Here is a 23,689-nt window from a genome sequence, read left to right as displayed (position 1 = left end):
GGGACCGAAGCTTCGCAGGCTTCGCGCAGCCTCGCGAGCTGCAATTATTGTAGGGCACATCGCCGTACCGTTGATGCTTCGCGGACGCTATTCGGGGTTTTGCCGGGTAAGCAGCCATGTCCGAAAACGTACCGATTCGGCACGCCGTTCGATGCACGGGCAACATTTACCGCGAAGTGCGTTTGCTGCACAGCGAAAGCGGAAGAAGCGCCCGCATTTCCGGCGTGGATCGATACGCGCCGTACGCGCTATGCGAGGAGATGCGAATGAAACTGAGGCGTCAGTTGGACAACGACAGATACTGCGAAGTCAACGGCACTGGCGGGAACGGCTGCAAACCGGTCTGCTTGTTGAAGCTATAGCGCACGTACACGGCCGCAAGCCACTCGCGATACTCATAAGCGTTGCCGAACGACGCGGTCGCGCCGACCGCGAGCTGCGGCGCGAGCTGATATTCGCCGACGCCGCTGATCGAATACGACACACCGGTCTTGCTCTGCCCCGGGTAGACGGCGCTCAGACCGTTGCCGAGGGATTGCGCGGCGGCGGCCGCGTCGCCCTGGCGCGACGAGCCGTCGTTCAGCGGGAAGTAGTTCGACGCGTCCTCGCGGTAATGCTGCACGCCGATCGAGCCTTTCACGTCGTACGTAAACAGGCCTGCGCGGCCCGACCATTCGACCGGCAGATTCAGGATCACGTACTGCTGCGGACTGAAGTAGCCGCCCTGGCCGTACGTGAAGAACGACAGATTGCGGTTGTAGCCCATGATCGTCGTATTCACGCCGACCGTCAGCGTCTGGTCGGCGTCTTTCAGCAGACGCGTGTAGACGCCGCCGCCGCCCTTGACCGCGTTGTTGCTCGGCACATTGGCGCCCATGTAGTGCTGATACGACGCGCTCACGTACAGGCCGCTCGTGTCGTCGTCCCACGTGAGGCTGGCGCGCGCGCCGGTCGATGTGACGCCGCCCCATTCGAGGCCGGCGGTCGCATCGCGCGCGCCCGCGTACGACAGCAGGCTGTCCGTCACCGCGCGCCGCGCGACCGCGATCGAGTACGACACCTTGTCGGTGATGCCGCCGTTGTATTGCGCGCCGCCGACGATGTTGGTCTCGCGGAAGCCGATCGGCGTCACGCCGATATCGCCGCTGATGCTGCGGCTGTCGTAGCCGACCGACAGGCCCACACCGCTCGCAGTCTGGCTGCCGTAGTTGTTGGTGCCGTTTTGCGCGGCGTTCTTTGACGAGTCGGTCGAAAGCCCCGCGCCGAAGCGCGCGAGCGTCGAGGTGCTGTTCGATGCGGTGCCGGCGTCGAGCGTGACCGGGGTCGCGCTCGCGACCACGTGGCCGTTGCCCGCCTTGATGCGCCCCTGGATCGGCGCCTCGATGTCGGTGAGCGACGACAGGCCGTCCTCGCCGACGCGATTGCGGAAGATCAGGCCGCCCGACACGGTGCTCGACTGCTCGCGATTGATCTGCGCGAGCTCTTCGGCGACGCCGAGCGTCTGCGCGTTCGCGGCGTTCGGCTGCGGGTTGTTCTGTGTGTTGCCGCCGGGCGGGTAGTATGGCTGCGCGTAGCCGGCCGGCGGTTGCGGAATGTACGGCTGCTGCGCGTAGTAGCCCTGATTCGGGTATGGCGGCTGCGGTTGATAGGGCTGCTGTTGTGGGTACGGCTGGTACGGCTGATATGGCTGATACGGCTGCGCGTAGCCCTGCTGCTGCGGATACGGCGGCGGTTGCTGCGCGTAGACCGGCGCGGGTTGGCTCGTTTTCGCGGTGCTCTTCTTCGTGTTCTTCTTTGCGCTGGTGCGTGTCGATCCGTACGGCAGCGGCGTCGTCGATGCGGCGTTGGCCTGCGCTTCGCGCGCGGCCGGCGACATCGGCCAAGGTGTGGCCGCATAGCCGTCCTGCGCGCCGTAGGGCCGCTGCGGATACGCCGGCTGCTGCGCATAAGGCTGCGGCTGCGGATAACCCGCGTTGTACTGCTGCTGCGGCATCGGCTGCATGGGCGCTGGGCCTTGCCCCGGATAAGGCTGCAATGGCGCGCCCGACTGGCTCGAGCCGTAGGCTTCCTGGCCGTAGCCGCCGACTTCGGCGGCGGAGCGGGGCGCTCCATACGGGGCAGCAACGGGTGCGGGCGGCGCGGCAGGCGCGTTATAAGGCGCCGCGGCGGGCGCCGTATAAGGCGCGACATACGGCGCGGGCGGAGGGGGCGGCGGATAGTTCGGCACGGTCTGCGTCGGCGAGGAAGACTGCGTATTCAGGAACGGAAGCGCGGGACGCGCGGCTTGGTCGGCGTCGCTCGAAGTCGCGATCGCCGTCTTGCCTTCGAAGGGATTGGTGCCCGGCAGCGGCGTCGCGCCGATCTGGCTCATCGCCGCTTCCCAGCCGCGCGGCACGTTGCCGCCTGCGGTACGGGGCGCGTTCGCGACCAGCGGCGTATTGGCCGTGACCAGCGAGCGTTGCAGATAGGTCGACGCGAGCGACAGCTTGCCCTGGGCGCGATACATGCGGCCCACGGTCGCGAGCACGCCCGGATCGTTCGGTGCGAGGGCAAGCGCCTGGTTCGCGAGCGTTTCGGCGTAGCTGAACTGCTTCGAGCCGGCCGCGGCCGAGATCGCCGCCTGCAGCAGGCTCAGGTCGTCGGGGCGGCGTTGCAGCGCGACGCGGAAGCTCGTGAGCGCGTTGCGGTCGTCGCCCGCGCTCGCGTACATGCGGCCGAGCGCGGCCTGCAGGTCGGGGTTGTCGGGCATCGCGGCGAGCCACGGCGCGATCACCTCGTAGGCGCTCGCGAGATCGCCGCGCAGACGGACTGCGTCAGCCTGCCGGATGACGATGCCGAGATTCAGGTTGTCGAAGTCGGTGCGCTGCTGCGGCGTCAGTTGCATGCTCTGCAACTGGCGCATCACGTTGCCGAGCTCGATCTGCTGGTTGGCCGCGGACAGAATGCCCGCGTATTGCAGCAGCAGATCGGTGTTGCCCGGCGCCGCACTCATCGCGGCGCGCACGAGACTCAGCGCACGGCTCGGATCGCCGGCCTGCTGGTACGCGCCGGCGATCACGCCGATCAGCTCGGGGTTGTTGCCGGCCACCGGCTCGGCGGCGCGCAAGGTTGCGATGGCCTGCTGCGTCTGGCCGTTCTTCGCCATGCGCGTCGCGAGATCGGCCTGCTGATGCACCCACAGCCGATGCTGCAGCGTCGTCATCGCGTCGGTGCGCTGCGCGGGCGCAATGCGGTCGAGCTGCGCGAGACCGGTCGACCAGTCCTGAGTTTCCGCCGACAGCAGCGCGCTCGCGTACAGCGCATCGGTCATGTCCGGATGGGTGGCGAGCAGGCCGTCCATCATGCTGCGCGCATTCGCGACCGCGCCCTGGCGCACGTAGATGCGCGCGAGGTCGAGCCGCAGCCACGGATCGTCGGGCTTGTTCAGCAGCGCGTCCTCGAACAGGCTGCGCGCGGTGCCGAGATCGCCGCGCGCTTCGGCCGCGCGCGCCTGCGCCGCCTGCGCGTCGCCGCGCAAACGGTCGATGCCGCCGACCTTCGCCTGTTGCTCCGCGTTCAACGCATTGGCGAACCGCAGCGCCTCGTCGGCGCGACCCTGCGCGGCGAGCGCGCCGACGAGGCCGCGAATCGCGTCCGGGTTGTCGGCCTGGCGGCGCAGCGCCATCCGGTACGCCTGCTCGGCGCCGGCCGGGTCGCCGGTCTGAAGTAGCATTTCGCCGAGCTGCACCTGCGCGGTCACGTCGGACGGATTCAGCGCGATCGCGCGCTCGAACAATGCCTTCGCCTTCGCAAACTCGCCGTTGCTGCGCGCGCCGATCGCTTCGCTCGTGTAGGTCCAGTAAGTAGCGCTGTCGAGCGCGGTTTTCCAGCGCGCCGGATTGGGGCCGCGCGAGGCGCGCTCCAGGTAGTTGCGCGCGTCGGCGAAATGCTCCTGCTTTAACGCGGCGATGCCCATGCCGCCAAGCGCGTCGGTATCGTTAGGACTGTTTGCGAGCACCGACGAGAACCTGGCGCGCGCGGTCACGATATCGTCGCGCTCGAGCGCGGCGAAGCCCTCGGCGATCACGCGGCCGCGCGCGTCGGCGGCGGCGTTTTGCTGCGCGCGGGCGCGCGCCGCGGCGTCCTGCTGCACCATCGATTCGTAGCGCGCCTTCACCGCGGCATCTTCACCGGCGGTCTGGAAAAACGACTCGTACAGCGCGGCGTCGGAGGGACGCGCATCGAGCCACAGCAGCGCCTGGCGCCAGCTCTTTTTCGCCGCCGCGCCGACCGAGGTGTCGCCCGCGAGCTTCTGCAGCCGCGCGATACCGTCGCGCCGCGTGACGTCGCGATAGGTCAGATGCTGCGCGTACGCGAGTGCGAAGCGCGGGTCGTTCGGGTTGTCGTGCGCGAGCTGTTCGAGGCCCCGGCGCGCTTCGTCCCAGCCCTGCGGCGTCGCCGACAGCGCCTGGTAGTACTCGAGTTGCAACTGCGGCGTGGCGGGCTTGCCGGTCAGCGCGCGCTGATACTCCTGCACCGCGCTCGCGCTCTGACCGGCTTGCGCGAGCCGGCGCGCTTCGTTGATCGTCTGATCGCGCGGGCTGGTCAGGCCCAGCCGGCGGCCGAGCTCATCGAGATTCGGATAGTTCGGCGCGGCCGCCTTCAGCCGCGCGAGGTACTGCTGCGCGCCGGCGCCGTCCTTGCGGTCGGCCAGCACCATGCCCATGCCGAACAGCGCGTCGGGCTGCTTCGGATCGATGCTGAGCACCTTCTGCCAGGCCTGCTCGGCGAGATCGCCGCGCTGATGCGACTGCCAGTACTTGCCCTGATCGATCAGCACGGTGAGCGGATCTGGGGTCGCCTGCGCGAGCGCATCGGGCGCGGTCGCGGCCGCGCAGAGCACCGCGCCGACGGACAGCGCGATGCGCAGCGACGCGGCCAGAGCGTTCAATCGCATGCGGCCCTCCACGCGGGCACGAGACTGCCGACTTCATCGAAGCGGAAGCGGCCATCGATGAACCCCGTGCCGAACAGACCCAGCACGCGATCGTAGTAGACCGGTTCGCGGCCCGGCACGCTCGCGTCGAGCGCGGCGAGCCGCGTGCGCGCGAGGCCGAGGCCGTGCTCGTCGCCCAGCGTCTCGAAGTACGGCGCGAGCGCGCCCCAGTAGCTGAGCGGGCCTTCGCCGCTCGACACGCCAGTGGTTGACGACACCTTCTCCGGCGGGAAGCCGTTCTGCGCGACCTTCGCGCGCATGCCGCCGAGCGCGCCGAGCCACGGCTTCGCGAGCGGATCGGCGGGCGACGCGAGGCCGGCCCACAGATAGACGCGGATCGCGTCGTAACTGCCGACGTCGCCATTCTTCGGATCGACGACGAACCGGCCGTTCTGCCACGCCGCCCAGTCGGGCGCGAAGCCTTGCGGCGACACGGTTTTGACGAACTGGTAGGCGTTATCGGCGAGCTTGGCCCACGGGCCGTCCGGCACCTCGTGCGCGAGCGCGCGCAGCACCGGCAGCGGCAGATAGCTCGGGTTCAGACGCGTGACGCTGCCGTTCCTGAAACCCTGCGCGCCCGGCAGCAGCATCGGCCCGAGGCCGGACAGATTCGCGACTTCGTCGTGCGCGATGCGCTCGGCCAGCGCCTGACCGAGCTGCGTGTAGGCGGGGTTGTGCCACAGACGGCCCGCCTGCAACAGATCGTAGGCGATCCAGAGGTCGGAATCCGATGCCGAATTCGGATCGAGCACACCGTATGAGCCGTCCGGCTTTTTGCCCCATTGCCACGCGGGCAGCCGCAGATTCTGCGGGTCGAACTGGTCGCCCGCGAGATTCGCGCGGGTCCAGCCGAGCAGCTTGTCGAAGCTCGCGCGGTCGTTGGCGACCAGCGCGAAAAAGAGCGCGTAGGACTGGCCTTCCGAGGTGGTCTGCTGGGTCGGCGTCGAGTAGTCGATCACGCGGCCGTCGGCCTGCACGAAGCGTTGCACGAAGGTTCGCCAGGCGCTCCAGTCGCCGCAGGCGGCGCCGTTCTGCGCGGCCTGAGCGGGGCCGCTCGAAGCCGCAAGACTCGCCGACGCCGCGATGCCGATCCCGAGCGCGAGCGCAAAAGAGCTTCTTCTGTCGATCCGAAACCGCATACGAGTCATATCCGTTCCATCAGTCCTTCAGTCGACGCGCGGCAAGCGCGCGCAGCGTCCGGTAGCACAGGCCCGCGATGATCAGCGCGGCGAGCACGCCGCCGAACAACAGCAACAGCGGATGCGACGACAGCGCCCAGCGCAGATACTCCTGCGGCGACAAATGGCCGACATAGTATGCGGAGCCGTTCGACGTGATGGTGACGTCGCGGCCATGGATCACGGCCATCGCGCCTTGAATCTTCGGCAGCACGTCGGCGTCGAGCAGCGCGGCGGACAGGTCGGCGTCCGACGGACCAGCCGCGCTGATCAGCGCAACCGCGCTGCGGCCGCTCTGCAGCGGCGACTCGAAGCCGGTCAAGAGCGCCGCGCCGTTCGAGCTGACCATCGTCAGATCGGCGCGCGCCGGTGTGCGCTCGACGCCGCGCTCGCCGTGCCACCAGTCGCGCAGCTTGAACACGAGGTCGGTGAGCTGGAACGTGTGCGCGTCGCCGTTACTGGAGAACGGCATCGACTTCGACCAGCGCTGCAGCAGCGGCTGCTTGCCGGGCGCGCCGAACACCAGCAGGTCCTTGTCGGCGAAGTGGTCGACCTCGGCCGCATGGGTGACGGTCACACCGGCGACCGGAAAGCCGGTCGATTCGCCCATCCGGCCCATCGTCAGCAGATACAGGCTGTAGTCGCTCGCGTCCGGGTCGTCCGGCAGCACGACGGCGGTTTCGGAGAGATCCGCCATCCGCGTGAACGGGAAGCCGCTGTTGGCGAACGCGGCCAGGTCGGGCAGTGCCATGTAGTGCGGGAACGACGACAGATCGATCGTCGAGTTCGGATCGATCGCGCCGACCACGTTCTGCAGCAGGCGGCCCGTGCATTCGCCGGTGTTCGGGATGTCGTAGTAGAAGTGCAGGCGCAGCTGTGTGCGCGGCGTCATCAAGAGCGGCGGGATGCGGATGTTGCGGCGCGCGTCGGCGGTGCCGTCGGGCATGATCAGGTTGAAGTAGCGGCTCAGCTCGAACACCGACGTAGAGCGCGCCGGAATCGGCAGCGCCTGCACGAAGCCGTTGTTCACGCTGATGTTCAGCGACGAGCGGTCGCGCCTGGGTCGCACCGTGTAGCGGTAGCGCAGAGCGATCGGCGCGCCGCGCGTGTGCCACATGAACAGATCGGGCGCCACACGCATGTTGATGCGCACCGCGTCGGCGTCGTAGCCGAACACGGTCAGGTCCTTCGGATCGGCGAGTTCGCCGAAGCGCACCGCGCGGTCGGTCGCCAGCCAGTTCGGCGCGTCGTACGGCACGCGCGGCGTGATCGCGTTCAGCGACGTGATCGTCGCGCTCGCGCCGGACAGCGTGCTATGGCCGATGCCGAGCGACTTCGCGGCGGTCTTCAGCTCGGCCTCGTCGCGGCCGAGCACGAGCAGCAGCTTGCCGCGCGCGTTCGCATCGCGCTCGACCACCGCGATGGTCGGCCCGGTGATCTCGGGAATCGTCACGCCGGCCGGATGCTGGTCGCTGGTCGCGAACACGACCGCGTTGCCTGACAGCGGCGGGTTGTCGAGCTGGGTCGGAAACAGCGCGCCGCGATAGCCGGCGAGCGAGCCGAACCATGACGCGACGATGCCGGCCGCTTCGAGCGCGCCGTTGCCGGGTTTCTGCGCGAACACGAACGGCAGTTCGAGGCGGCGCACGTCGCGGCGGTCGAAGAACGGCTGCGGCAGCGCGGCCAGTTCAGCCTTCGTCGCGAGCGACGAGTAGGTCAGGTCGAGCGAGCTCGCGTTGCTGATCGTCGCCCACAGCGACGAGTTCGCGGGGTCTTCGCAGGCGGTCGTGTAATGGCCGATCAGTTGCAGGTTCAGGTGGTTGAACTCGGTGATGAAGCGCGGATCGATCGTGATGTCGCGCGCGACCAGCATGCCGGCCTGCTCGTGCGGCAGCGGCAGTGTCGCGGCGACCTCGCCGTTGATCAGCACCTTCAGTTGCGACAGGTTCGCCAGCAGCGCGGGGGAGTAGCTGTAGATCAGATGCAGCGTCGCGCCGGTCACGACCTCGTCGCCGCGCACCGAGAACGCGATGCCGTTCTGGCCGTCGACGCCGCGCAGTTGCAGCGGGTCGAGCGCGCCGAAGTCGGCGAACGTCAGCGTCTGACGGCGGCCTCCAGGCACCAGCGTGCCGGGCTCGGCGGTGGTCGGCGTGCGCATGCCGAGCGCCTTTACCGACGATGCCGCGAGCGCGGGCGTCGGCGTGGCGAGCTGGTCCTGGGCGATCGCGCTCGGATCGAACGGTACCGCCGCGCTCGGCGCGGGCACGTTGCCGACACCGGTCGCGACTTGCGGGGTTTGCGCCGCTGCGGCGGCTTCCGGCGCAGCAGCCGGCGCGGCCGCTTCAGCGAGCGGCACGAACGACGCCAGCGCGGTCTGCAGTGCAAGCCAGCAGGCGACGCCGCGCATGCTTCGCCGCGAGTGTCGCGAGCCGTGGAGGGCGAATAGACGCGATTGGGGTTCCGTGCTGTTGCGCCCGTGAGCCGGGTGTTCGGTCTTGTCGTTCGGCATCCGGTAGCCCATAGATCAGTCTTTCGTTTTTAGCTTCTTGACGTCCGTGGGACGGCTTTTGATCGAACTGCGCAAGTCGTCGTACAGATGCTCGAACAGACCTGCGATGCCGCGCACGCCGACCCTCAGCACATGCGACAGGCCGCGCAGCGGCGTGTCCGTCTCGCGTCCCTCGGCCCAGCCGGTCCACGCGTCCGCGCGGGCGAAGGTGGTCTTCACGAACTCGTACTCCTGTTCGGGCGACAACGACGAAAAGCGCAGGCCCACGCGGCCCGGCCCGGTAAAACTGACGGTGGCGGGAAACGCGTACTCTTCGTCGCCGCGGAATAGCGACACGGTCACGGGCTCCTGCATCGGCACTTCGATCATGCTGGGCAGCGCGACACCGACACCGCCTTCCGAGTAGTCGATCGTTTCGCATGCGAGCGTGCGGCCGGTCGAGAACTTCAGCATCACCGGCATCTTCATCGCGACGCGGGGCACCGCGCGGATCTGGCGACGCTCGCTCGCGGCGGCCACGCTCGCGCCGAGGATCAGCATGTTGTAGCTGGTCCACGCGAGATTGAGCAGCGTGGTCTCGACGATGCTGCGCACGTGCCAGTTCAGATAGATGTGCACGAGACCCGCGAGGAAGCCGAGCAGGTTCAGGAGCAGCAGGAACAGATACGGCCGCGAGATCGACCAGTCGAAGTAGCTCTTCTCGATCACGCCGCCCTTGGCCGTCACGTTGAACTTGCCGAGCTTCGGATTGATCAGCGCGAGCAGCGTCGGCGCGGTGATGTACGACGCGAGCACCGACTCGTACACCTCGGCCCAGAACGAATGGCGGAACATCCGCTGCATCCGCGAGTTCGTGATGCTCGCGTGCATCATGTGCGGCAGCGCGTAGATCGCGATCGTGCCGGCCGCCGCTTCGATCACATGCGCGCCGAAGAACAGGTACGACAGCGGCGCGGTCAGGAACACGAGACGCGGCACGCCGTAGAAGAAGTGCATCATCGCGTTCAGATAACAGAGCCGCTGGCCGATCTTCAGCCCCTTGCCGGTGAGCGGATTGTCGATCCGGAAGATCTGCGTCATGCCGCGCGCCCAGCGGATGCGCTGGCCGATGTGACCCGACAGGCTTTCGGTCGCGAGGCCGGCGGCCTGCGGAATCGCCAGATACGCGGTGGTGTAGCCGAGGCGGTGCAGCTTCAATGCGGTGTGCGCGTCTTCGGTCACGGTTTCCACCGCGATGCCGCCGATCTCTTCGACCATGCTCCGGCGCAACAGCGCGCACGAGCCGCAGAAGAACGTCGCGTTCCACAGATCGTTGCCGTCCTGCACGAGGCCGTAGAACAGCTCGCCTTCGTTCGGCACCTTGCGGAAGGTGCCGAGGTTGCGCTCGAACGGGTCGGGGGAGAAGAAGTGGTGCGGCGTTTGCAGCATCGACAGCAGCTTGTCGCGCAGGAACCAGCCGAGGCCGATCTGCAGGAACGAGCGGGTCGGGATGTGATCGCAGTCGAAGATCGCGAGGTACTCGCCGCTCGTGATCTTCATCGCCTCGTTGATGTTGCCGGCCTTCGCGTGACGGTTGTGCGTGCGGATCGTCCAGTTCACGCCGACTTCCTCGCAGAACGCCTTGAACTCGGGGCGGCGGCCGTCGTCGAGCACGTGGATCGACATCTTGTCGGCCGGGTAGTCGAGCGCGAGCGCCGCATAGACGGTCGGCTTCACGACGGCGAGCGGCTCGTTGTAGGTCGGGATGAACACGTCGACGGTCGGCCATTCGTCGCGATTGGCGGGCAGCGGCATCGGCTTGCGCTTGAGCGGCCACGCGGTCTGGAAGTAGCCGAGCATCAGCACGAGCGTCGCGTAAACTTCGGCGGAGACGAGCAGCAAACCCCAGGCGGCGTCGAGCGGCTGCTCCCAGCCGGTCGTTTCGGTCAGACGCCAGTACATGTAGCGGCCCGACGCGACGATCGACAGCATGATCATCACCATCGTCGCGTAGCGGCCGGGCAGACGGCGAAACATCAGCGCGAGCACGAAGCACAGCGTCGCGAAGGTCAGCTGCTGATAGAACTCAAGCGGCACCGTGAACACGAAGTACAGCATGTACAGCGCGAGCAGCGTGACGAGCCCGGTGACGATGCGGCTGTTCCAGAAGTTCGCTTCGATGAAGCGTTCGAACCGCGAAGGCTCGCCGCCCTCGGGTTCGCGGGAGGAGGCTGGGCTGCTCATGCGACGTTCCTTGGCTGGGCGGCGATCGCGTCGAGCGCCGCCATGAGCCACGCGCCGCACGCGCGCAAATCGGCGGCGGCCTGGCTCAGTGGATCGTAGTGGATCAGCGTCGTGTCGCAGGCGAGCGCTTCGCTGACGCCTTCATCGAGATGAATCACGCCGGGGAACACCTTGCCGGCGAGCATCTGGCGCAACACCTTCAGCACGTCCTTGTTCAGCTGGCGCGACTGGTCGATCTGGTTGACCACGTAGCCGACGCCGCCGAAGTCCGCGCGCGGCGCCGCGTAGGTTTCGATCAGCCGCTCCATGTGCGGGATCGCCGCGTACGACGCGGCGTCGGCGAGCACGATGTTCAGCGCGAAGGTGGCCGCGCTCAGCGCGGTTCGCACGTAGACCGACGAGCCGGGCGGCGTGTCGATGATGACGATGTCGGACGCATCGAGCCGCAGGTTCTGCAGCGACTGCGCGAGCCATTGCGGATGCTGGTCGATATGCGCCTCGAGGCGGCGGCGATCATCTTCCAGCAGCGCGCCATAGGGCAGCACCGTCACGCCGTCGATGCCGTCGAACATCACCGTTTGCCACGGATTGCCGGAGAGCGTTGCGCGCGACACGCCGTCGATGCTGTCGAGCGGCACGCCGAAGTGCAGACGCAAGGCGTTCTGCGGATCGAGATCGAGCGCGATCACGCGCCGGCCGCTGTTGGCGAGCACGGAGGCGAGATTGGCGGCGAGGGTGGTCTTGCCGACCCCGCCTTTGGCGGATACCACGGCAATGACTTTCATGGCCGACGCGAACCGTTGGTGAGCCAGGACGGGAAGCCGCCGCGCGCGGGACCGCCGGATGGCTGGGCGCCTTGCACGGGCGTGCCGCGCAGACGGTCGAAGAGCGAGCTCAGCGACGTGGTTTGGGGCGCGGGCACGGCAGCTTGCGGCGGTGCGGATGGGTTCTGCGCGGCAAACATCTTGCCGAGGATCGACGGGGGTTGGTCCGCTTGCGCGGGCGGGACAGCGTAGGTAGGTAGCGTGGCCTGTAACGGTTGCATCGGCGCTGCCGGTGCGGCGCTGACGCTGACGCTGGGTGCGACCCATGCGGGCGCGGTCGGTGGAACCAAAGCTTGCGACGCTGCCAGAGCCGGTGCCGAGATCGGCGGGATAGGCGCGATAGGCGCGATAGGCGCGATAGGCGCGGGTGGGGCAGCAGCCGGCACGCCCGGCGCGGCAGCGATGCCTGATGAAGCGACGCCCGCCGCCGCGCGCGCGGCGGCCTCGTCGGGTTCATCAGGGGTACTGAAGCGCGACGCGCCACTCGGCGCCGCAGCCTGCGCGGGAGTCGCCGGCACCGGTGGAATGTCACGCCGGTGAGGGCGCGTGAACAGCGGCGCCTTCGCGCGCGTCACCGATGCCATGTCTTTCGGCGTCGTGTCTTCATGGACGGCGACGGGCCGCGGCGCCACGCTCGCCGGCGGCTGCTGTTTCGGGTCGCGAAGCTGGCCGATCGCCGGAATGGCCGGCTGCGTCAGTTCGAGCGTGACGAGCAGCGGCCAACGGGTGCGCGCGGCGCGCGCGTCGTTTTCGCGACCGATCTCCTGGTACGCGTTGGCGTCGCCGCCGAATTGCTCGAACAGTTTTTCGATGTCGCTCGATGAACTCATGATGCCGTCGTCTGGTACATACCGTGCATTGCCCCGAGCCGATGTCTCGGAGCGCTGTTTTATTTGAACTGCCTTTCCTGCTTCCACGCGTCGGCTGTATCGACGTCGCACATTTTTTGCATTACCGCACTGTCTTGAACCTGGTATGTCGTTCCGCAGAGCCGCTGATGCTCAGGCGGGATGACGGCCGAGGCGGAATTCGAGCGAGCTGTCCTCGCGGAATGCGCTCGTCTGCACGACCGACAAACCCTGCGCGCCCAACGCGCTGAACCACGTCTGATAGGCGCCTTCGAGAAACGCCGGCGTCCAGGCGAGCGCCGAATCGCCGAAGGCCGGCAGCGGCGCGCAATAGTGAATGATGCGCAGCGACTCCGCCTCATCGGCGAGTGCGACATAACCCCAATCCATCTGATCCCAGTGAGCGTTCAACACCTGCTCGAGCTCGGCCGTCGATGAGCAGGCGGGCAGTGGATGCGCGAGCGCGAAACGATTGCCGACGCGATGCATCAGCTGACGCAATTCGTCGCGGCCGATTTGCGCTTCGAACTCGCTCGCCAGTGCGCTAAGCATGCCGCGCCACTGCGGTGAGATCTGGCGTTCGAGCAGATATTCGAGGATTGGGACCATGTTTTTCGGAAGTGGTCGGTGCCCGTTGCGCATTCGCAAACGTTTGCCCAATTGAGCAGCGGAGTCGTTCGGCAATCGCGCGCCGCGCTATTTACGTCATTTCTACCGGAATGTCTAGCGTGTCCGCCACACTCGTCAGAAGTCTACTTAAGACAGTGACTTTTAGCCAATTTCCATTGATGCGCATTCGAGACACATGAATTACGTAATTTTTACGGATTCAAACTAAATTGAAACGTTGGCCTTCGCTTCATGCAAAAAGGCTTGCGCAACATAGAAATCATGCATTCGGCGAGTGGTAATTCGCGCGTCGCAATTTATACGTCGTCTATCTCACGTTAGCCATAAATGTTTATCGAACGTTTGCCGATAACCATTGGCGGAGTGACCGGAAACCCAGCCTGATCAGCCTTTATGTCTGCCATCTCAACGCAGCACCTGTCCCAGCCGAGTATGCGTGAGCGCTTTCACCGGCGCTCGCTCGAGCATCAGCGGCCGCTTGCCCTCGTGAAGCTGGGCGTCACGGTGCTGGCGTTCCTGTCGATGGTGGCGGCGCGCGAACTGGTCGGCGCACCGGCCGCGCCGCTCGGGTACCGGCTACTGTGCGCGTTCGTGCTTGCGCTGCTGGTACTGGCCATCCCATCCACGAAATCGACGGCTCTGTTCGGCGCAATCTGTGTCGCGTACGAGCTGGTGCTGATCGGCGGGCTCGTGCTGAATGCGCAAGGCCTGGCACAGCCGTTGCCGTGGCTCTTGCCGGCGTTCGTCGTGATACCGATCTGCGCGGCGCCGATATGGCTCACGCCCGTGCATTTCGCGACCGGCAGCGCGCTGTTCTACGCGGTGGCCATCGCGCTGCTGCGTGGCAAAACTCATGCGCCCGAGGTCAACGTGGCCGTGTGGACGTGGGTCATCGCGATCGGCGCGCCGACGACGGCGGTGTTCCATTTCGCCTTCTACCATTTCCGGCGCAATCACTTTCTGCTCGAAAGCCAGCTCGCCCAGCTCGCCGCAACCGATTCGCTGACCGGCCTGCAAAACCGCCGCTCGTTCGTCAAGCACGCGGAGGGACGACTCGAGACGCTGGCACCGGGCGCGCAGATCAGCGCGATCTTCCTCGACATCGACAGCTTCAAGTCGCTCAACGACCGCTTCGGCCATGCGGTCGGCGACCATGCGCTGTTTCAGGTCGCGCAGGTGCTGAAGGGCGCGGTCGCGCTTTACCACAGCGTGAGCCGCATCGGCGGCGAAGAGTTCGCGCTGCTGATCGACGCCGACCTCACCGGCGCGCTGCAATTCGCCGAGCGGCTGCGCCTCGACATCTCCGCGATCGAACGGCCGGACGGCAATCTCACCGCGAGCTTCGGCGTGGCCGAGCACCGGCGCGGCGAAAGCTTCATGGTGCTGCTCGATCGCGCGGACGAAGCGTTGCTGCGGGCGAAGCAGACGGGCCGCAACCGTGTCTGCGCGGAGCGCGCGCTACCGTTCGACGCGCTGCAGCCGCCGTTCGACGACGTGCTTGCGCCGCGTTACCGCTGGGAAGACTTCTATCTGATCTCGCACTTCCAGCCGCTCTACAGCCTGTCGCATCAGAAGCAGGTCGGTTTCGAGGCGCTGCTGCGCGGCGAGCACGACGACGGCACGCTGGTGCCGCCGGTCGTGATGTTCGCGCCGAAGCCGTCGAGCGACGAAGGCGCGCTCGACCGCGTGAGCCACGCGGTGCATCTCGGCAACGCGCGCCGCGCGCTGCCCGGCGATGCGTGGCTGTTCCTGAACATCCTGCCGTCCACCTTCGTCGCCGACGGCTATGCCGACCAGTTGACGAAGATCGTGCGCGCCGCGGGGCTCGAACCCGAGCGCGTGATTCTGGAGATCCTCGAATCGCATGGCGGCAGCGTCGACGAGATGTCGCGCGCGGCGGCGCGCTATCGCCAGCACGGATTCCTGATCGCCGTCGACGACTTCGGCGCGGGCCAGTCGAACCTCGACCGGCTGCTGCGGATTCGGCCGGACATCGTGAAGCTCGACGGCGAGCTGATTCGCGCGACCACGCACGGCACGCAGCAGCCGATCCTGCCGAAGCTCGTGTCGCTGCTGCATCAGGCGGGGATGCTGGTGGTCGTCGAAGGTGTCGAGACGACCGACGAGCTGATTCTCGCGGTCGAGTCGAATGTCGATTTCGCGCAGGGCTATCTGCTCGGGCGGCCCGCTGTCGAGATCGCGCCGCCCGAGTCGGTGCATCGCCAGATCGACGATGCATTCGACGTGATCGCGCAGGGCCGCGCGCATCAGCATGCGTTGTTCGAATCCGAGCTGGAGCCGTACCGGCTCGAACTGCGGCGCGCGGCCGACGGCTTGCGCGCCGGCGTCACGATGGACGACGCGTTCGCGCTCGTCGCGACCTTCAAGCGTTGCATCAGCTGCTTCCTTCTCGACCATACCGGCCGCCAGATCGGTCACGAGGTGCGCGGGCCGGCATGGTGCAAGGACGCCGCGTCGCTGCAGCCGGTCGCGAATCCGCGCGATGCGCGCTGGGATCATCGGCCGTACTTCCGCAATGCGGTGCTGCTGCCCGGCGAGGCGATCACCAGTAATCCGTATCTGTCGCTCGCGAGCGGGCGGCCGTGCATCGCGGTGACACTCGCCGTGCAATTGGCGAACGGGCGCTGTGTGATGGGGGTCGAGCTGGATTGGTCGGCGCGAGGCTTGCCCTGGCCGGCGGGGGAGTAGGGGAAGGCCGCGTCCGCGGATGGGAGGGCGGCCCGCGGCTTTTGCGTCCGGTTTTGCGCTAATACCCGCCTTTGACCTGCGGTGCCATCGCCGCCGTGTTTTTGTACGACGCGGCGAGGTCCGCGGCTGCGCGACTCAGCAAGCCGGTGTCCGTGCCGACCGCGACGAAGCTCGCGCCCGCTGCCAGATATTCGGCCGCCAGCGCGGGATCGGGTGCGAGCACGCCCGCGGCCTTGCCAGCGCCGCGCACGGTCTCGATGCCGCGGCGAATCGCGTCGCGCACGCGCGCATCGCCCGGTTTGCCGAGCAATCCCATCGACGCGCTCAGATCCGACGGCCCGAAAAACACGCCATCGACGCCATCCACACGCGCGATCTCCGCGAGACTGTCGAGGCTCTGCACGGTTTCCGCCTGCACGATCACGCAGAGTTCGTCGGCGGCGGTGTTCAGATAGTCGGGCACACGATTCCAGCGCGACGCGCGCGCGAGCGCGCTGCCGACGCCGCGAATGCCCAGCGGCGGATAGCGCGTGGCCGCGACCGCATCGAGCGCCTGCGCGGCCGTGTCGATCATCGGCAGCAGCAGCGTTTGCGCGCCGATGTCGAGCAACTGCTTGATCAGCGCGGCGTCGCTCTTCACCGGCCGCACGACCGGATGCGACGGATACGCGGCGACCGCCTGCAACTGCGACAGCGTGCTGCGTACGTCGTTCGGCGCGTGCTCGTTGTCGATCAGCAGCCAGTCGAAACCGGCGGTGGCGAGCAGTTCGGTCACATAGGCGTCGGCGAGCGCGGCCCACAAGCCGAACTGCGGCTTGCCGTCAGCGAGTGCGCGTTTGAAGGGGTTGGTCGGCAAGGACATGTCGTTGCTCTCAGATGAAGTTCAAACCGATGCCGCCCAGCGGGCCATAGTCGATGTGGAACGTGTCGCCCGCGCGGGCCGGAATCGGGCTCGTGAATGAGCCGCTCAGGATGACGTCGACCGCGTTCAGTGATTCGTCGTACGGAGCAATCTTGTTGGCGAGCCACGCGACGCCGGTGGCCGGATGGTTGAGCACCGCCGCCGCGAGCCCGCTTTCCTCGACCGCGCCGTTCTTGTACAGCAGCGCGCCGACCCAGCGCAGGTCGACGTCGAGCGGACGCACGGGCCTGCCGCCGAGCACGACGCCCGCGTTCGCGGCGAAGTCGGAGATCGTGTCGTACACCTTGCGCGGCGCGCGCGTTTCGCGATCGAACTGCTCGATGCGGGCGTCGATGATTTCAATGGCCGGCGTTACATAGGCGGTCGCGTCGAGCACATCGAACAGCGTGACGCCTGGCCCCTTCAACGGTTTGTTCAGCACGAACGCGAGTTCCACTTCGACGCGCGGCGCGATGAAACGATCCGCGCGAATGTCCTGGCCGCTGTCGATGAACATGCTGTCGAGGAGCGGCGCGTAGTCGGGTTCGTCGATCTGCGACGAGCGCTGCATCGCGCGCGACGTCAGGCCGATCTTCCTGCCCTTGATGACATGGCCTTCGGCGAGTTTCAGCTTGACCCACTCGCGTTGAATCGCGTAGCCGTCCTGTACGGTCATCTGCGGATACTGCGCGGAAAAATGGCGCAGCTGCGTGCGGGTCTTTTCCGCGTGATCGAGTTGTGCGGCGAGGTCGCGAAGGGTTTGTTCGTCTAGCATGATGTGTTAGCCCCGGAGCCGCGCATGCAGATTGTTGTGTTTCCAGGTGCCCGCTTCGCTGAACTCGTTGATTTCGAGCGACAACGCGAGCCCCTGCCTTTCGAACTCAGCGGCGAAGCACTGCTTGATCAGCGCGAACAGCGCGTCGCCGGTCGCCTTCTTGACGGCCTCCGAGCGACCCGCGCCGATCTTCAGGTTCGCGTGCAGGAACGCGGCGTCGGGACGCCCATCGGCGATGCAGTACTGTTCGCAGCGCAGCGCGCGCACGCGAATGCCGCCGAGCGGATAGACGCGCTCGCCGTTGTCGCGCTGCGCGTCGAGGCACTGCGCGAGGTCTTTGCAGAGTTCGCCGAGCCGTTGAGCATCCGCGAGGTTGGCGCTGTATTCGAGTGTCAAGTGAGGCATGGCGATTTCCTCGCGAGAGTCAGACGGGTAGCGGTGTGACCGGGAAAATCGCGTTGATCTGACCGGTGCCCGAACTGCCGAAATAAGGCGTGATGACTTCGACCTTGCCGTCGTAACGATCCCAGCCGAGCGCACCGAGCAGCATCGCGGTATCGTGCATGCCGCCTTCGCCCCAGCATTTCTCGTTGTAGAGCGGCAGCATGTCGCAGAAGGTCTTCCAGTCGCCGGCTTCCCACATGCGCACCACGCTGCGATCCATCTGTTCGAGGAACGGGCTCCAGACTTTGTGCAAGAACTGATCGGCGGTGCCGTTGTTCGCGAAGTGATGCGACAGCGAGCCGCTCGCGAGAATAGCCACGGTACCGTCGTAGCGTTCTTCGATGGCCTTGCGCACCGCGAGGCCGAAGCGCGCGCTGGTTGCGAGGTCGTGCCACATGCACCAGCCCGCAACCGACACCGTCTTGAAGTGCTGATCGCCGTTCATATAGCGCATCGGCACCAGCGTGCCGTATTCGAGTTCGAGCGTGGTCTCGCTGTGCGCGCGGCTTTTCACGCCCATTTCGTTGGCGACTTCCGCGATCAGCTCACCGAGCCCGACATTGCCCGGGTACGCGTACGGCATGTTCCTGATGAAATGCGGCAGCTCGTTGCTCGTGTACACGCCTTCGAATTTCGGCGCGCAATTGATGTGGTATTCGCTATTCACGAGCCAGTGCACGTCGAATACGACGATCGTATCGACGCCGAGTTCGCGACAGCGTCGGCCGATTTCGTGGTGTCCGTCGATCGCGGCCTGACGGCAACCCTTGTGCGGACCGTCCAGTTCGGATAAGTACAGCGACGGCACATGTGTGACTTTTGCTGCCAGCGCGAGTTTGCCCATCGCGGTCTCCCAGATTTTTTCGAGGTCGCGGTTAGACGCCCCAGCGCGGAATATGATGCGAGCCGAGCGACACACAGACGTTCTTCGGTTCGAGGAATACTTCATAGCTCCACGTGCCGCCTTCGCGGCCCACGCCGGACGCTTTCGTGCCGCCGAACGGCTGACGCAGATCGCGCACGTTCTGGCTGTTCACGAAGCACATCCCAGCTTCGACGGCGGCCGCCACGCGCAACGCGCGGCCCGTGTTCTCGGTCCAGATATAGCTCGACAGACCATACGAAATATCGTTGGCGAGACGGATCGCCTCGGCTTCATCGTCGAACGGAATCAGGCATGCGACCGGTCCGAAGATCTCTTCCTGCGCGATGCGCATGCGGTTGTCGACGTCGACGAACACGGTCGGCGTGACGAAGTTGCCGTGACGCAAGGCGTCGGGCAACTCGGGCGTATCGAGGCCGCCGCACGCGAGCGTCGCGCCTTCCTTCGGGCCGAGTTCGATATAGCTGCGTACCTTCGCGAGATGCCCCTGGCTGATCATCGGGCCGACGATCGTGCTGTCCGCGAGCGGGTCGCCCACCGTCAGACGCTTCGCGCGCTCGATGAAGCGCTCGGCGAAGCGCGCGTAAATGGAGCGCTGCACGAGAATGCGCGAGCCCGCGGTGCAGCGCTCGCCATTGTTCGAGAAGATCATGAACACCGCGGCATCGAGCGCGCGTTCGAAGTCGGCATCGTCGAAGATCACGAACGGCGACTTGCCGCCGAGCTCCATCGAGAACTTCTTCAGACCCGCGGCTTGCACGATGCGATTGCCGGTCGCGGTCGATCCGGTGAACGACACCGCGTGCACGTCGCGATGCGCGACGAGCGGTTCGCCCGCTTCCTTGCCGTAGCCGTGCACGACGTTCAGCACGCCCGCCGGAATGCCCGCTTCGAGCGCGAGCTTGCCGAGCATCGACGCGGTCAGCGGCGACAGCTCGCTCATCTTCAGCACGGCGGTGTTGCCGAACGCGAGGCAGGGCGCGACCTTCCAGGTTGCCGTCATGAACGGCACGTTCCACGGCGAGATCAGCGCGCACACCCCGACCGGATGAAACAGCGTGTAGTTCAGATGCGAGTCGGTCGGGTACGTGTGGCCGTCGACGCGCGTGCACATCTCGGCGAAATAGCTGAAGTTGTCGGCCGCGCGCGGCACCAGTTGCTTGCGCGTCTGCGAGATCGTCTGACCGGTGTCCTTCGTTTCGGTCTCCGAGATTTCCGGTACGTGCTTCGTGATCAGCTCGCCGAGTCTGCGGATCAGCTTCGCGCGTTCCGCGGCGGGTTTCGCGGCCCAGACGGGGAACGCGCTTTTGGCCGCTTGCACGGCTGCATCGACTTCTTTCGCGCCGCCGCGCGCGACTTCGGCGAGCACTTCCTGCGTGGCTGGATTGACGGTTTCGAAGTAGTCGCTCGAGGTGCACATTTCGCCGTTGATCAGATGGTCGATCGGCATTGCCTTGTCCTTTTGCTGTTCGCTGGGTTTTTGCTGTCCATCAGGCGCGGCCGAAGTCCGCGTCCGATGCGATCGTGTTGACCAGGCGGCCGAGGCCGTCGATCTCGCAGACGACTTCATCGCCCGCGTTGACGTTGACGATGCCTTCGGGCGTGCCGGTCAGGATCACGTCGCCGGGCGCGAGCGTCATGAAGCCGCTCAGGTATTCGATCAGCGCGGGGATGTCGGTGACGAGATCGCGCGTATTGCCGCACTGCTGACACGTGCCGTTGACGAAGGTGCGCAGCTCGAGCTGCGTGACGTCGGCGATGTCGGCGGCGTCGACGAACCAGGGGCCGAGCACCGTGCCGCCGTCGCGATTCTTCACGCGCAGATTCGGGCGATAGTAGTTTTCGAGGTAGTCGCGAATCGCGTAGTCGTTCGCGATCATGTAGCCGGCCACGTGCTGCATCGCGTCTTTACGCGCGACGTTTTGCGCGGTTCGCCCGATCACGACCGCGAGCTCGCACTCGTAGTGCATGAACGTGACGTCGGCGGGGCGGCGCGTAACGCCGCGATGGCCGAGTACCGTGCCCGGTCCCTTCAAAAATACCAGCGGCTCTTCCTGCTTGCTGAACTGCAATTCCTTCGCGTGCTCCGCGTAGTTCAGGCCGAGCGCGAAGATGGTGCCGACTTCGATCGGCGCGAGCCAGACCACTTCGTCCTCGCGACACACGCGGCCGTCGGCGAGACTGACACCCTGCGCGTGCGGATACGCTTCGTGAATCGCTCCCGCATAGGCAACGCGGCCGAGCATCATGATTGTTCTCCGTGGTGTTGAGCGACGCCCACGAACGAGACGGTCAAGGGCGGCAGCGTACCGATCGACAGCGTGGCGGTATCGCCGACATGCGCGACCGGCGAGCCGTGCCGCACGCCGAGCGTGAGCACGTCGCCCGCGTTCAGCGTCATGAAGTCGGTGACGTCGGCGAGCAATTGCGCGACGTTGCGCACCGACGATGCGGTGCTCGCCATAAACGGTTCGCCACCGTTCAGCGAGACGGCGATGTCGAGCCGATCCGGCGCGGGGACATGGCGTGCGGCGACGAGCGCGGGTCCGATCACGCAGAAGCCGTCGCGTGCGCGCAGGCGTACGTTCGGGCGATACACGTTGGTATGCGGCACGCTCAGATCGCCGACCAGCGTATAGCCAGCGATATAGTCCGCCGCGCGCTCGACGCCGACGCGCGTCGCGGTGCGGCCGATCACGATGCCGAGCGACGCGCCGACCTCGACGCCGAGCGCGTCATCCGGCACGACCACGCGCGCCCGATGCCCGGCCAGCGTATTGCGCGGCTTCAGATACAGAATCGGCGCTTTCGGCGGCGCCTTGTACGGTGCCGCATGCACTGCGTCGCCCAGCGAGTTCAAGGCGGCGCGATCGTTAAGCAGGACTCCATACACGGCGCCGCTGACCGGCGCGCGACACGCGACGCCGCGCGCGAGCAACGCGGCCGCGGTGTGCGCGTCCACGTCGCGAGGCAGCGCGTCGCCTTCGGGATGCAGTAGATGATCGGCAAGGGCAAACATAAGTGCGCAGCCTCGTGACGAAAGTTCGGCGAGAGTTCGGCGAAAACACTAAGATGTTAGTAGTATCCGGCTTGATATGATTGACGGTCAATAGGCTGTCGGTTGATCGCGGGTTTTCCCGTAAGCTTCGACAGCTTTTCTTTCCGATTCCTTGCCAACATGTCCGCTGCGTCCACCCGAGTTTTGCACCGCAATCTGCCGATGCTGTTATTACGCGCTCGCGAAAAAATGATGGAGCGTTTTCGTCCGCTGATCACCGCGCACGGACTCACCGAACAGCAATGGCGAGTGATTCGCGCGCTCAACGAGCACGGCCCGATGGAGCCGCGCCAGATCTCCGACATCTGCACGATTTCGAGCCCGAGCATGGCTGGCGTGCTCGCGCGCATGGAGAGCATGGAGCTCGTGACGAAGGAACGTTTCGCGGAGGATCAGCGACGCGTACTCGTGTCGCTGACCGATACGAGCGTCGAACTGGTGCGGGTGATTTCGAAGGATCTCGAGGCGCACTATCGCGAACTCGAGCGTAAGGTGGGACCGGAGATCGTCGAGCGCGTGTATCGCGCGGTCGACGATTTGCTGGCGGGGTTGTCGGAAGAGGATGAGTGACGCGGCGGCTTACCAGCCGTAAAACCTCTGCCACGCGACGCTGCTGCCGTCCGGTGCGACCGCGTGATATTCGGGAAACTGTGCGCCGGTCGCGCATGCGTGGTTCGGCAGGATGCGCAGTTTCATACCGATCGGAAAGCGCTGCGCGATGTCGTCGCTCTGTGCATCGGCGTGCGGATCGACCTGAGCCGCCGCAAGAATCCCGTGCTCCTGGTTGGCGCCGCTCACGACATAGCCCGGCAGCAACGTGCCATTGAGCAAACACGGCTGCCCATAGCCGAAATCGTGCGACTGCCGCGAGGTGCCGCGATCGCGGCTTAGCGCCATCCAGCCCGCGTCGAGAATCGCCCAGCCTTTGTCTTCCTGATGACCGATCACGGTCGTGAGTACGCTGAGCGCGATGTCGTCGAGCGTGCAAACGCCCACGTTGTGCATGACCAGATCGAACAGCACGTAGACGCCGGCCCGCACCTCGGTGACGCCTTCGAGATTGCGTGCGGCGAGCGCGGTCGGCGTCGAACCGACGCTGACCGCCGGACACGCGATGCCCGCTTCGCGCAGCCGCTCGGCGGCGCGGACGCAGCCGGCGCGTTCCTGCTCCGCGAGCGCGGCGAGCGCTTCAGGCGTACTCAACTCATAGCTCGAACCCGCATGGGTCATCACGCCGCCGACTTTCACACCGTTCTCGTGCAGAATCCGCCCGACGTCGAGCAGCGTTTGCTGTTCAGGCTGGATTCCGGAGCGATGGCCGTCCGTATCGACCTCGATCCAGACCTCGAACGTTTCGCCGTGCTGGTCGCCGAAACCGGCAATCGCCGCGGCGGCGGTCGGGTTGTCGACCACCAGCTTCAGATCGCAGCCCTGACGACGCAGCGCGAGCGCGCGCGGCAGCTTCGACGGAACCATGCTGACGGCGTACAGGATGTCGTCGACGCCGGCCGCGAAGAACGCTTCCGCTTCCTTCAGCGTCGATACCGTGATGCCGCGCGCGCCGGCGGCGATCTGCGCACGCACGACGTCGATGCACTTGGTGGTCTTCACATGCGGCCGGAACGCGACGCCGAGCGCATTCATCCGCCCTTGCATCCGCGCGATGTTCTTCTGCATCCGCGCGACGTCGATCAACGCGGCCGGGGTTTCGATCTGTTCGAGTTTCATGTTT

General features: G+C 66.3%; 17 protein-coding genes. 2 read left to right on the top strand and 15 right to left on the bottom strand.

Features of this window, described 5'->3' with window-relative positions; translation table 11 throughout:
* Positions 1–280 precede the first annotated feature (280 nt).
* The 7 genes from AB3X86_RS16055 to bcsD all read right to left on the bottom strand — a co-directional run bounded on the left by AB3X86_RS16055 (position 281) and on the right by bcsD (position 13,166).
* Positions 281–4,936 carry a cellulose synthase subunit BcsC-related outer membrane protein gene (locus AB3X86_RS16055; protein WP_368596710.1) on the bottom strand — a complete coding sequence of 1,552 codons (4,656 nt, stop codon included), beginning with the start codon at positions 4,934–4,936 and terminating at the stop codon, positions 281–283.
* Positions 4,927–6,114 carry a cellulose synthase complex periplasmic endoglucanase BcsZ gene (gene bcsZ, locus AB3X86_RS16050; RefSeq protein WP_368596983.1) on the bottom strand — a complete coding sequence of 396 codons (1,188 nt, stop codon included), beginning with the start codon at positions 6,112–6,114 and terminating at the stop codon, positions 4,927–4,929. The genes AB3X86_RS16055 and bcsZ overlap by 10 nt, the downstream gene beginning before the upstream one ends.
* Before the next feature lie 19 nt (positions 6,115–6,133).
* Positions 6,134–8,674: a cellulose biosynthesis cyclic di-GMP-binding regulatory protein BcsB gene (gene bcsB / locus AB3X86_RS16045; RefSeq protein WP_368596709.1), complete on the bottom strand. Its 2,541-nt coding sequence runs from the start codon at positions 8,672–8,674 to the stop codon at positions 6,134–6,136.
* Between the two features lie 3 nt (positions 8,675–8,677).
* Positions 8,678–10,885, bottom strand: a complete 2,208-nt coding sequence (bcsA, locus tag AB3X86_RS16040) for a UDP-forming cellulose synthase catalytic subunit (RefSeq protein ID WP_368596708.1) — start codon at positions 10,883–10,885, stop codon at positions 8,678–8,680.
* Entirely contained in the window at positions 10,882–11,670 is a 789-nt protein-coding gene (gene bcsQ, locus AB3X86_RS16035; RefSeq protein WP_368596707.1) for a cellulose biosynthesis protein BcsQ, read from the bottom strand. Before bcsQ ends, bcsA begins: the two co-directional genes overlap by 4 nt.
* Complete coding sequence (gene bcsP / locus AB3X86_RS16030) at positions 11,667–12,539, bottom strand: cellulose biosynthesis protein BcsP (RefSeq protein ID WP_368596706.1); 873 nt, start codon at positions 12,537–12,539, stop codon at positions 11,667–11,669. The genes bcsQ and bcsP overlap by 4 nt, the downstream gene beginning before the upstream one ends.
* Positions 12,540–12,710: 171 nt before the next feature.
* Positions 12,711–13,166 carry a cellulose biosynthesis protein BcsD gene (gene bcsD / locus AB3X86_RS16025; RefSeq protein WP_368596705.1) on the bottom strand — a complete coding sequence of 152 codons (456 nt, stop codon included), beginning with the start codon at positions 13,164–13,166 and terminating at the stop codon, positions 12,711–12,713.
* A 414-nt stretch (positions 13,167–13,580) separates the two neighbouring features.
* Between bcsD and AB3X86_RS16020 the strand changes: the two genes are divergently transcribed.
* Positions 13,581–15,896, top strand: a complete 2,316-nt coding sequence (locus AB3X86_RS16020) for an EAL domain-containing protein (RefSeq protein ID WP_368596704.1) — start codon at positions 13,581–13,583, stop codon at positions 15,894–15,896.
* A gap of 58 nt (positions 15,897–15,954) precedes the next feature.
* Here AB3X86_RS16020 and hpaI read toward each other — a convergent pair whose 3' ends face one another.
* Genes hpaI through AB3X86_RS15985 form a run of 7 tightly spaced genes read right to left on the bottom strand, consistent with a single transcriptional unit; the run spans position 15,955 to position 21,918 of the window.
* On the bottom strand, positions 15,955–16,758 hold the full coding sequence (hpaI, locus tag AB3X86_RS16015; RefSeq protein ID WP_368596703.1) for a 4-hydroxy-2-oxoheptanedioate aldolase: 804 nt from the start codon (positions 16,756–16,758) through the stop codon (positions 15,955–15,957).
* A 10-nt stretch (positions 16,759–16,768) separates the two neighbouring features.
* Positions 16,769–17,572, bottom strand: coding sequence for a 2-oxo-hept-4-ene-1,7-dioate hydratase (hpaH, locus tag AB3X86_RS16010; protein ID WP_368596702.1), 804 nt, complete (start codon positions 17,570–17,572; stop codon positions 16,769–16,771).
* A 6-nt stretch (positions 17,573–17,578) separates the two neighbouring features.
* The gene (locus tag AB3X86_RS16005) at positions 17,579–17,977 is read right to left on the bottom strand and encodes a 5-carboxymethyl-2-hydroxymuconate Delta-isomerase (RefSeq protein ID WP_368596701.1); all 399 of its coding nucleotides are present in this window, start codon (positions 17,975–17,977) and stop codon (positions 17,579–17,581) included.
* Between the two features lie 19 nt (positions 17,978–17,996).
* Positions 17,997–18,860, bottom strand: a complete 864-nt coding sequence (gene hpaD, locus AB3X86_RS16000; RefSeq protein WP_013091402.1) for a 3,4-dihydroxyphenylacetate 2,3-dioxygenase — start codon at positions 18,858–18,860, stop codon at positions 17,997–17,999.
* Positions 18,861–18,891: 31 nt separating this feature from the next.
* Entirely contained in the window at positions 18,892–20,349 is a 1,458-nt protein-coding gene (hpaE, locus tag AB3X86_RS15995; RefSeq protein WP_368596700.1) for a 5-carboxymethyl-2-hydroxymuconate semialdehyde dehydrogenase, read from the bottom strand.
* A 40-nt stretch (positions 20,350–20,389) separates the two neighbouring features.
* A complete protein-coding gene (locus AB3X86_RS15990) occupies positions 20,390–21,148 on the bottom strand; it encodes a fumarylacetoacetate hydrolase family protein (RefSeq protein WP_368596699.1) in 759 nt (252 codons plus the stop codon).
* Complete coding sequence (locus tag AB3X86_RS15985; RefSeq protein WP_368596698.1) at positions 21,145–21,918, bottom strand: fumarylacetoacetate hydrolase family protein; 774 nt, start codon at positions 21,916–21,918, stop codon at positions 21,145–21,147. Before AB3X86_RS15985 ends, AB3X86_RS15990 begins: the two co-directional genes overlap by 4 nt.
* Before the next feature lie 201 nt (positions 21,919–22,119).
* On the opposite strand from AB3X86_RS15985, the gene hpaR reads away from it, so the two are divergent.
* Positions 22,120–22,527: a homoprotocatechuate degradation operon regulator HpaR gene (hpaR, locus tag AB3X86_RS15980; protein WP_368596697.1), complete on the top strand. Its 408-nt coding sequence runs from the start codon at positions 22,120–22,122 to the stop codon at positions 22,525–22,527.
* 9 nt (positions 22,528–22,536) lie between these two features.
* On the opposite strand, the gene AB3X86_RS15975 is transcribed toward hpaR, so the two are convergent.
* Positions 22,537–23,685 (bottom strand): DSD1 family PLP-dependent enzyme, encoded by a 1,149-nt coding sequence (locus AB3X86_RS15975; RefSeq protein WP_368596696.1) that lies wholly within the window; start codon positions 23,683–23,685, stop codon positions 22,537–22,539.
* Between the last annotated feature and the right edge of the window lie 4 nt (positions 23,686–23,689).

This window comes from Paraburkholderia sp. BR14374, assembly GCF_040948685.1.
Lineage (GTDB): Bacteria > Pseudomonadota > Gammaproteobacteria > Burkholderiales > Burkholderiaceae > Paraburkholderia > Paraburkholderia youngii.
Note: the sequence above shows the minus strand (reverse complement) of the source record. Positions and strands in the feature narration are given on the sequence as shown.

What these genes read in the sequence shown, in the direction of transcription:
- AB3X86_RS16055 (WP_368596710.1), bottom strand. Translation starts at nt 4,936, where the DNA reads ATGCGATTGAACGCTCTGGCCGCGTCGCTGCGCATCGCGCTGTCCGTC.
- bcsZ (WP_368596983.1), bottom strand. Translation starts at nt 6,114, where the DNA reads ATGCGGTTTCGGATCGACAGAAGAAGCTCTTTTGCGCTCGCGCTCGGG.
- bcsB (WP_368596709.1), bottom strand. Translation starts at nt 8,674, where the DNA reads ATGGGCTACCGGATGCCGAACGACAAGACCGAACACCCGGCTCACGGG.
- bcsA (WP_368596708.1), bottom strand. Translation starts at nt 10,885, where the DNA reads ATGAGCAGCCCAGCCTCCTCCCGCGAACCCGAGGGCGGCGAGCCTTCG.
- bcsQ (WP_368596707.1), bottom strand. Translation starts at nt 11,670, where the DNA reads ATGAAAGTCATTGCCGTGGTATCCGCCAAAGGCGGGGTCGGCAAGACC.
- bcsP (WP_368596706.1), bottom strand. Translation starts at nt 12,539, where the DNA reads ATGAGTTCATCGAGCGACATCGAAAAACTGTTCGAGCAATTCGGCGGC.
- bcsD (WP_368596705.1), bottom strand. Translation starts at nt 13,166, where the DNA reads ATGGTCCCAATCCTCGAATATCTGCTCGAACGCCAGATCTCACCGCAG.
- AB3X86_RS16020 (WP_368596704.1), top strand. Translation starts at nt 13,581, where the DNA reads ATGTCTGCCATCTCAACGCAGCACCTGTCCCAGCCGAGTATGCGTGAG.
- hpaI (WP_368596703.1), bottom strand. Translation starts at nt 16,758, where the DNA reads ATGTCCTTGCCGACCAACCCCTTCAAACGCGCACTCGCTGACGGCAAG.
- hpaH (WP_368596702.1), bottom strand. Translation starts at nt 17,572, where the DNA reads ATGCTAGACGAACAAACCCTTCGCGACCTCGCCGCACAACTCGATCAC.
- AB3X86_RS16005 (WP_368596701.1), bottom strand. Translation starts at nt 17,977, where the DNA reads ATGCCTCACTTGACACTCGAATACAGCGCCAACCTCGCGGATGCTCAA.
- hpaD (WP_013091402.1), bottom strand. Translation starts at nt 18,860, where the DNA reads ATGGGCAAACTCGCGCTGGCAGCAAAAGTCACACATGTGCCGTCGCTG.
- hpaE (WP_368596700.1), bottom strand. Translation starts at nt 20,349, where the DNA reads ATGCCGATCGACCATCTGATCAACGGCGAAATGTGCACCTCGAGCGAC.
- AB3X86_RS15990 (WP_368596699.1), bottom strand. Translation starts at nt 21,148, where the DNA reads ATGATGCTCGGCCGCGTTGCCTATGCGGGAGCGATTCACGAAGCGTAT.
- AB3X86_RS15985 (WP_368596698.1), bottom strand. Translation starts at nt 21,918, where the DNA reads ATGTTTGCCCTTGCCGATCATCTACTGCATCCCGAAGGCGACGCGCTG.
- hpaR (WP_368596697.1), top strand. Translation starts at nt 22,120, where the DNA reads ATGCTGTTATTACGCGCTCGCGAAAAAATGATGGAGCGTTTTCGTCCG.
- AB3X86_RS15975 (WP_368596696.1), bottom strand. Translation starts at nt 23,685, where the DNA reads ATGAAACTCGAACAGATCGAAACCCCGGCCGCGTTGATCGACGTCGCG.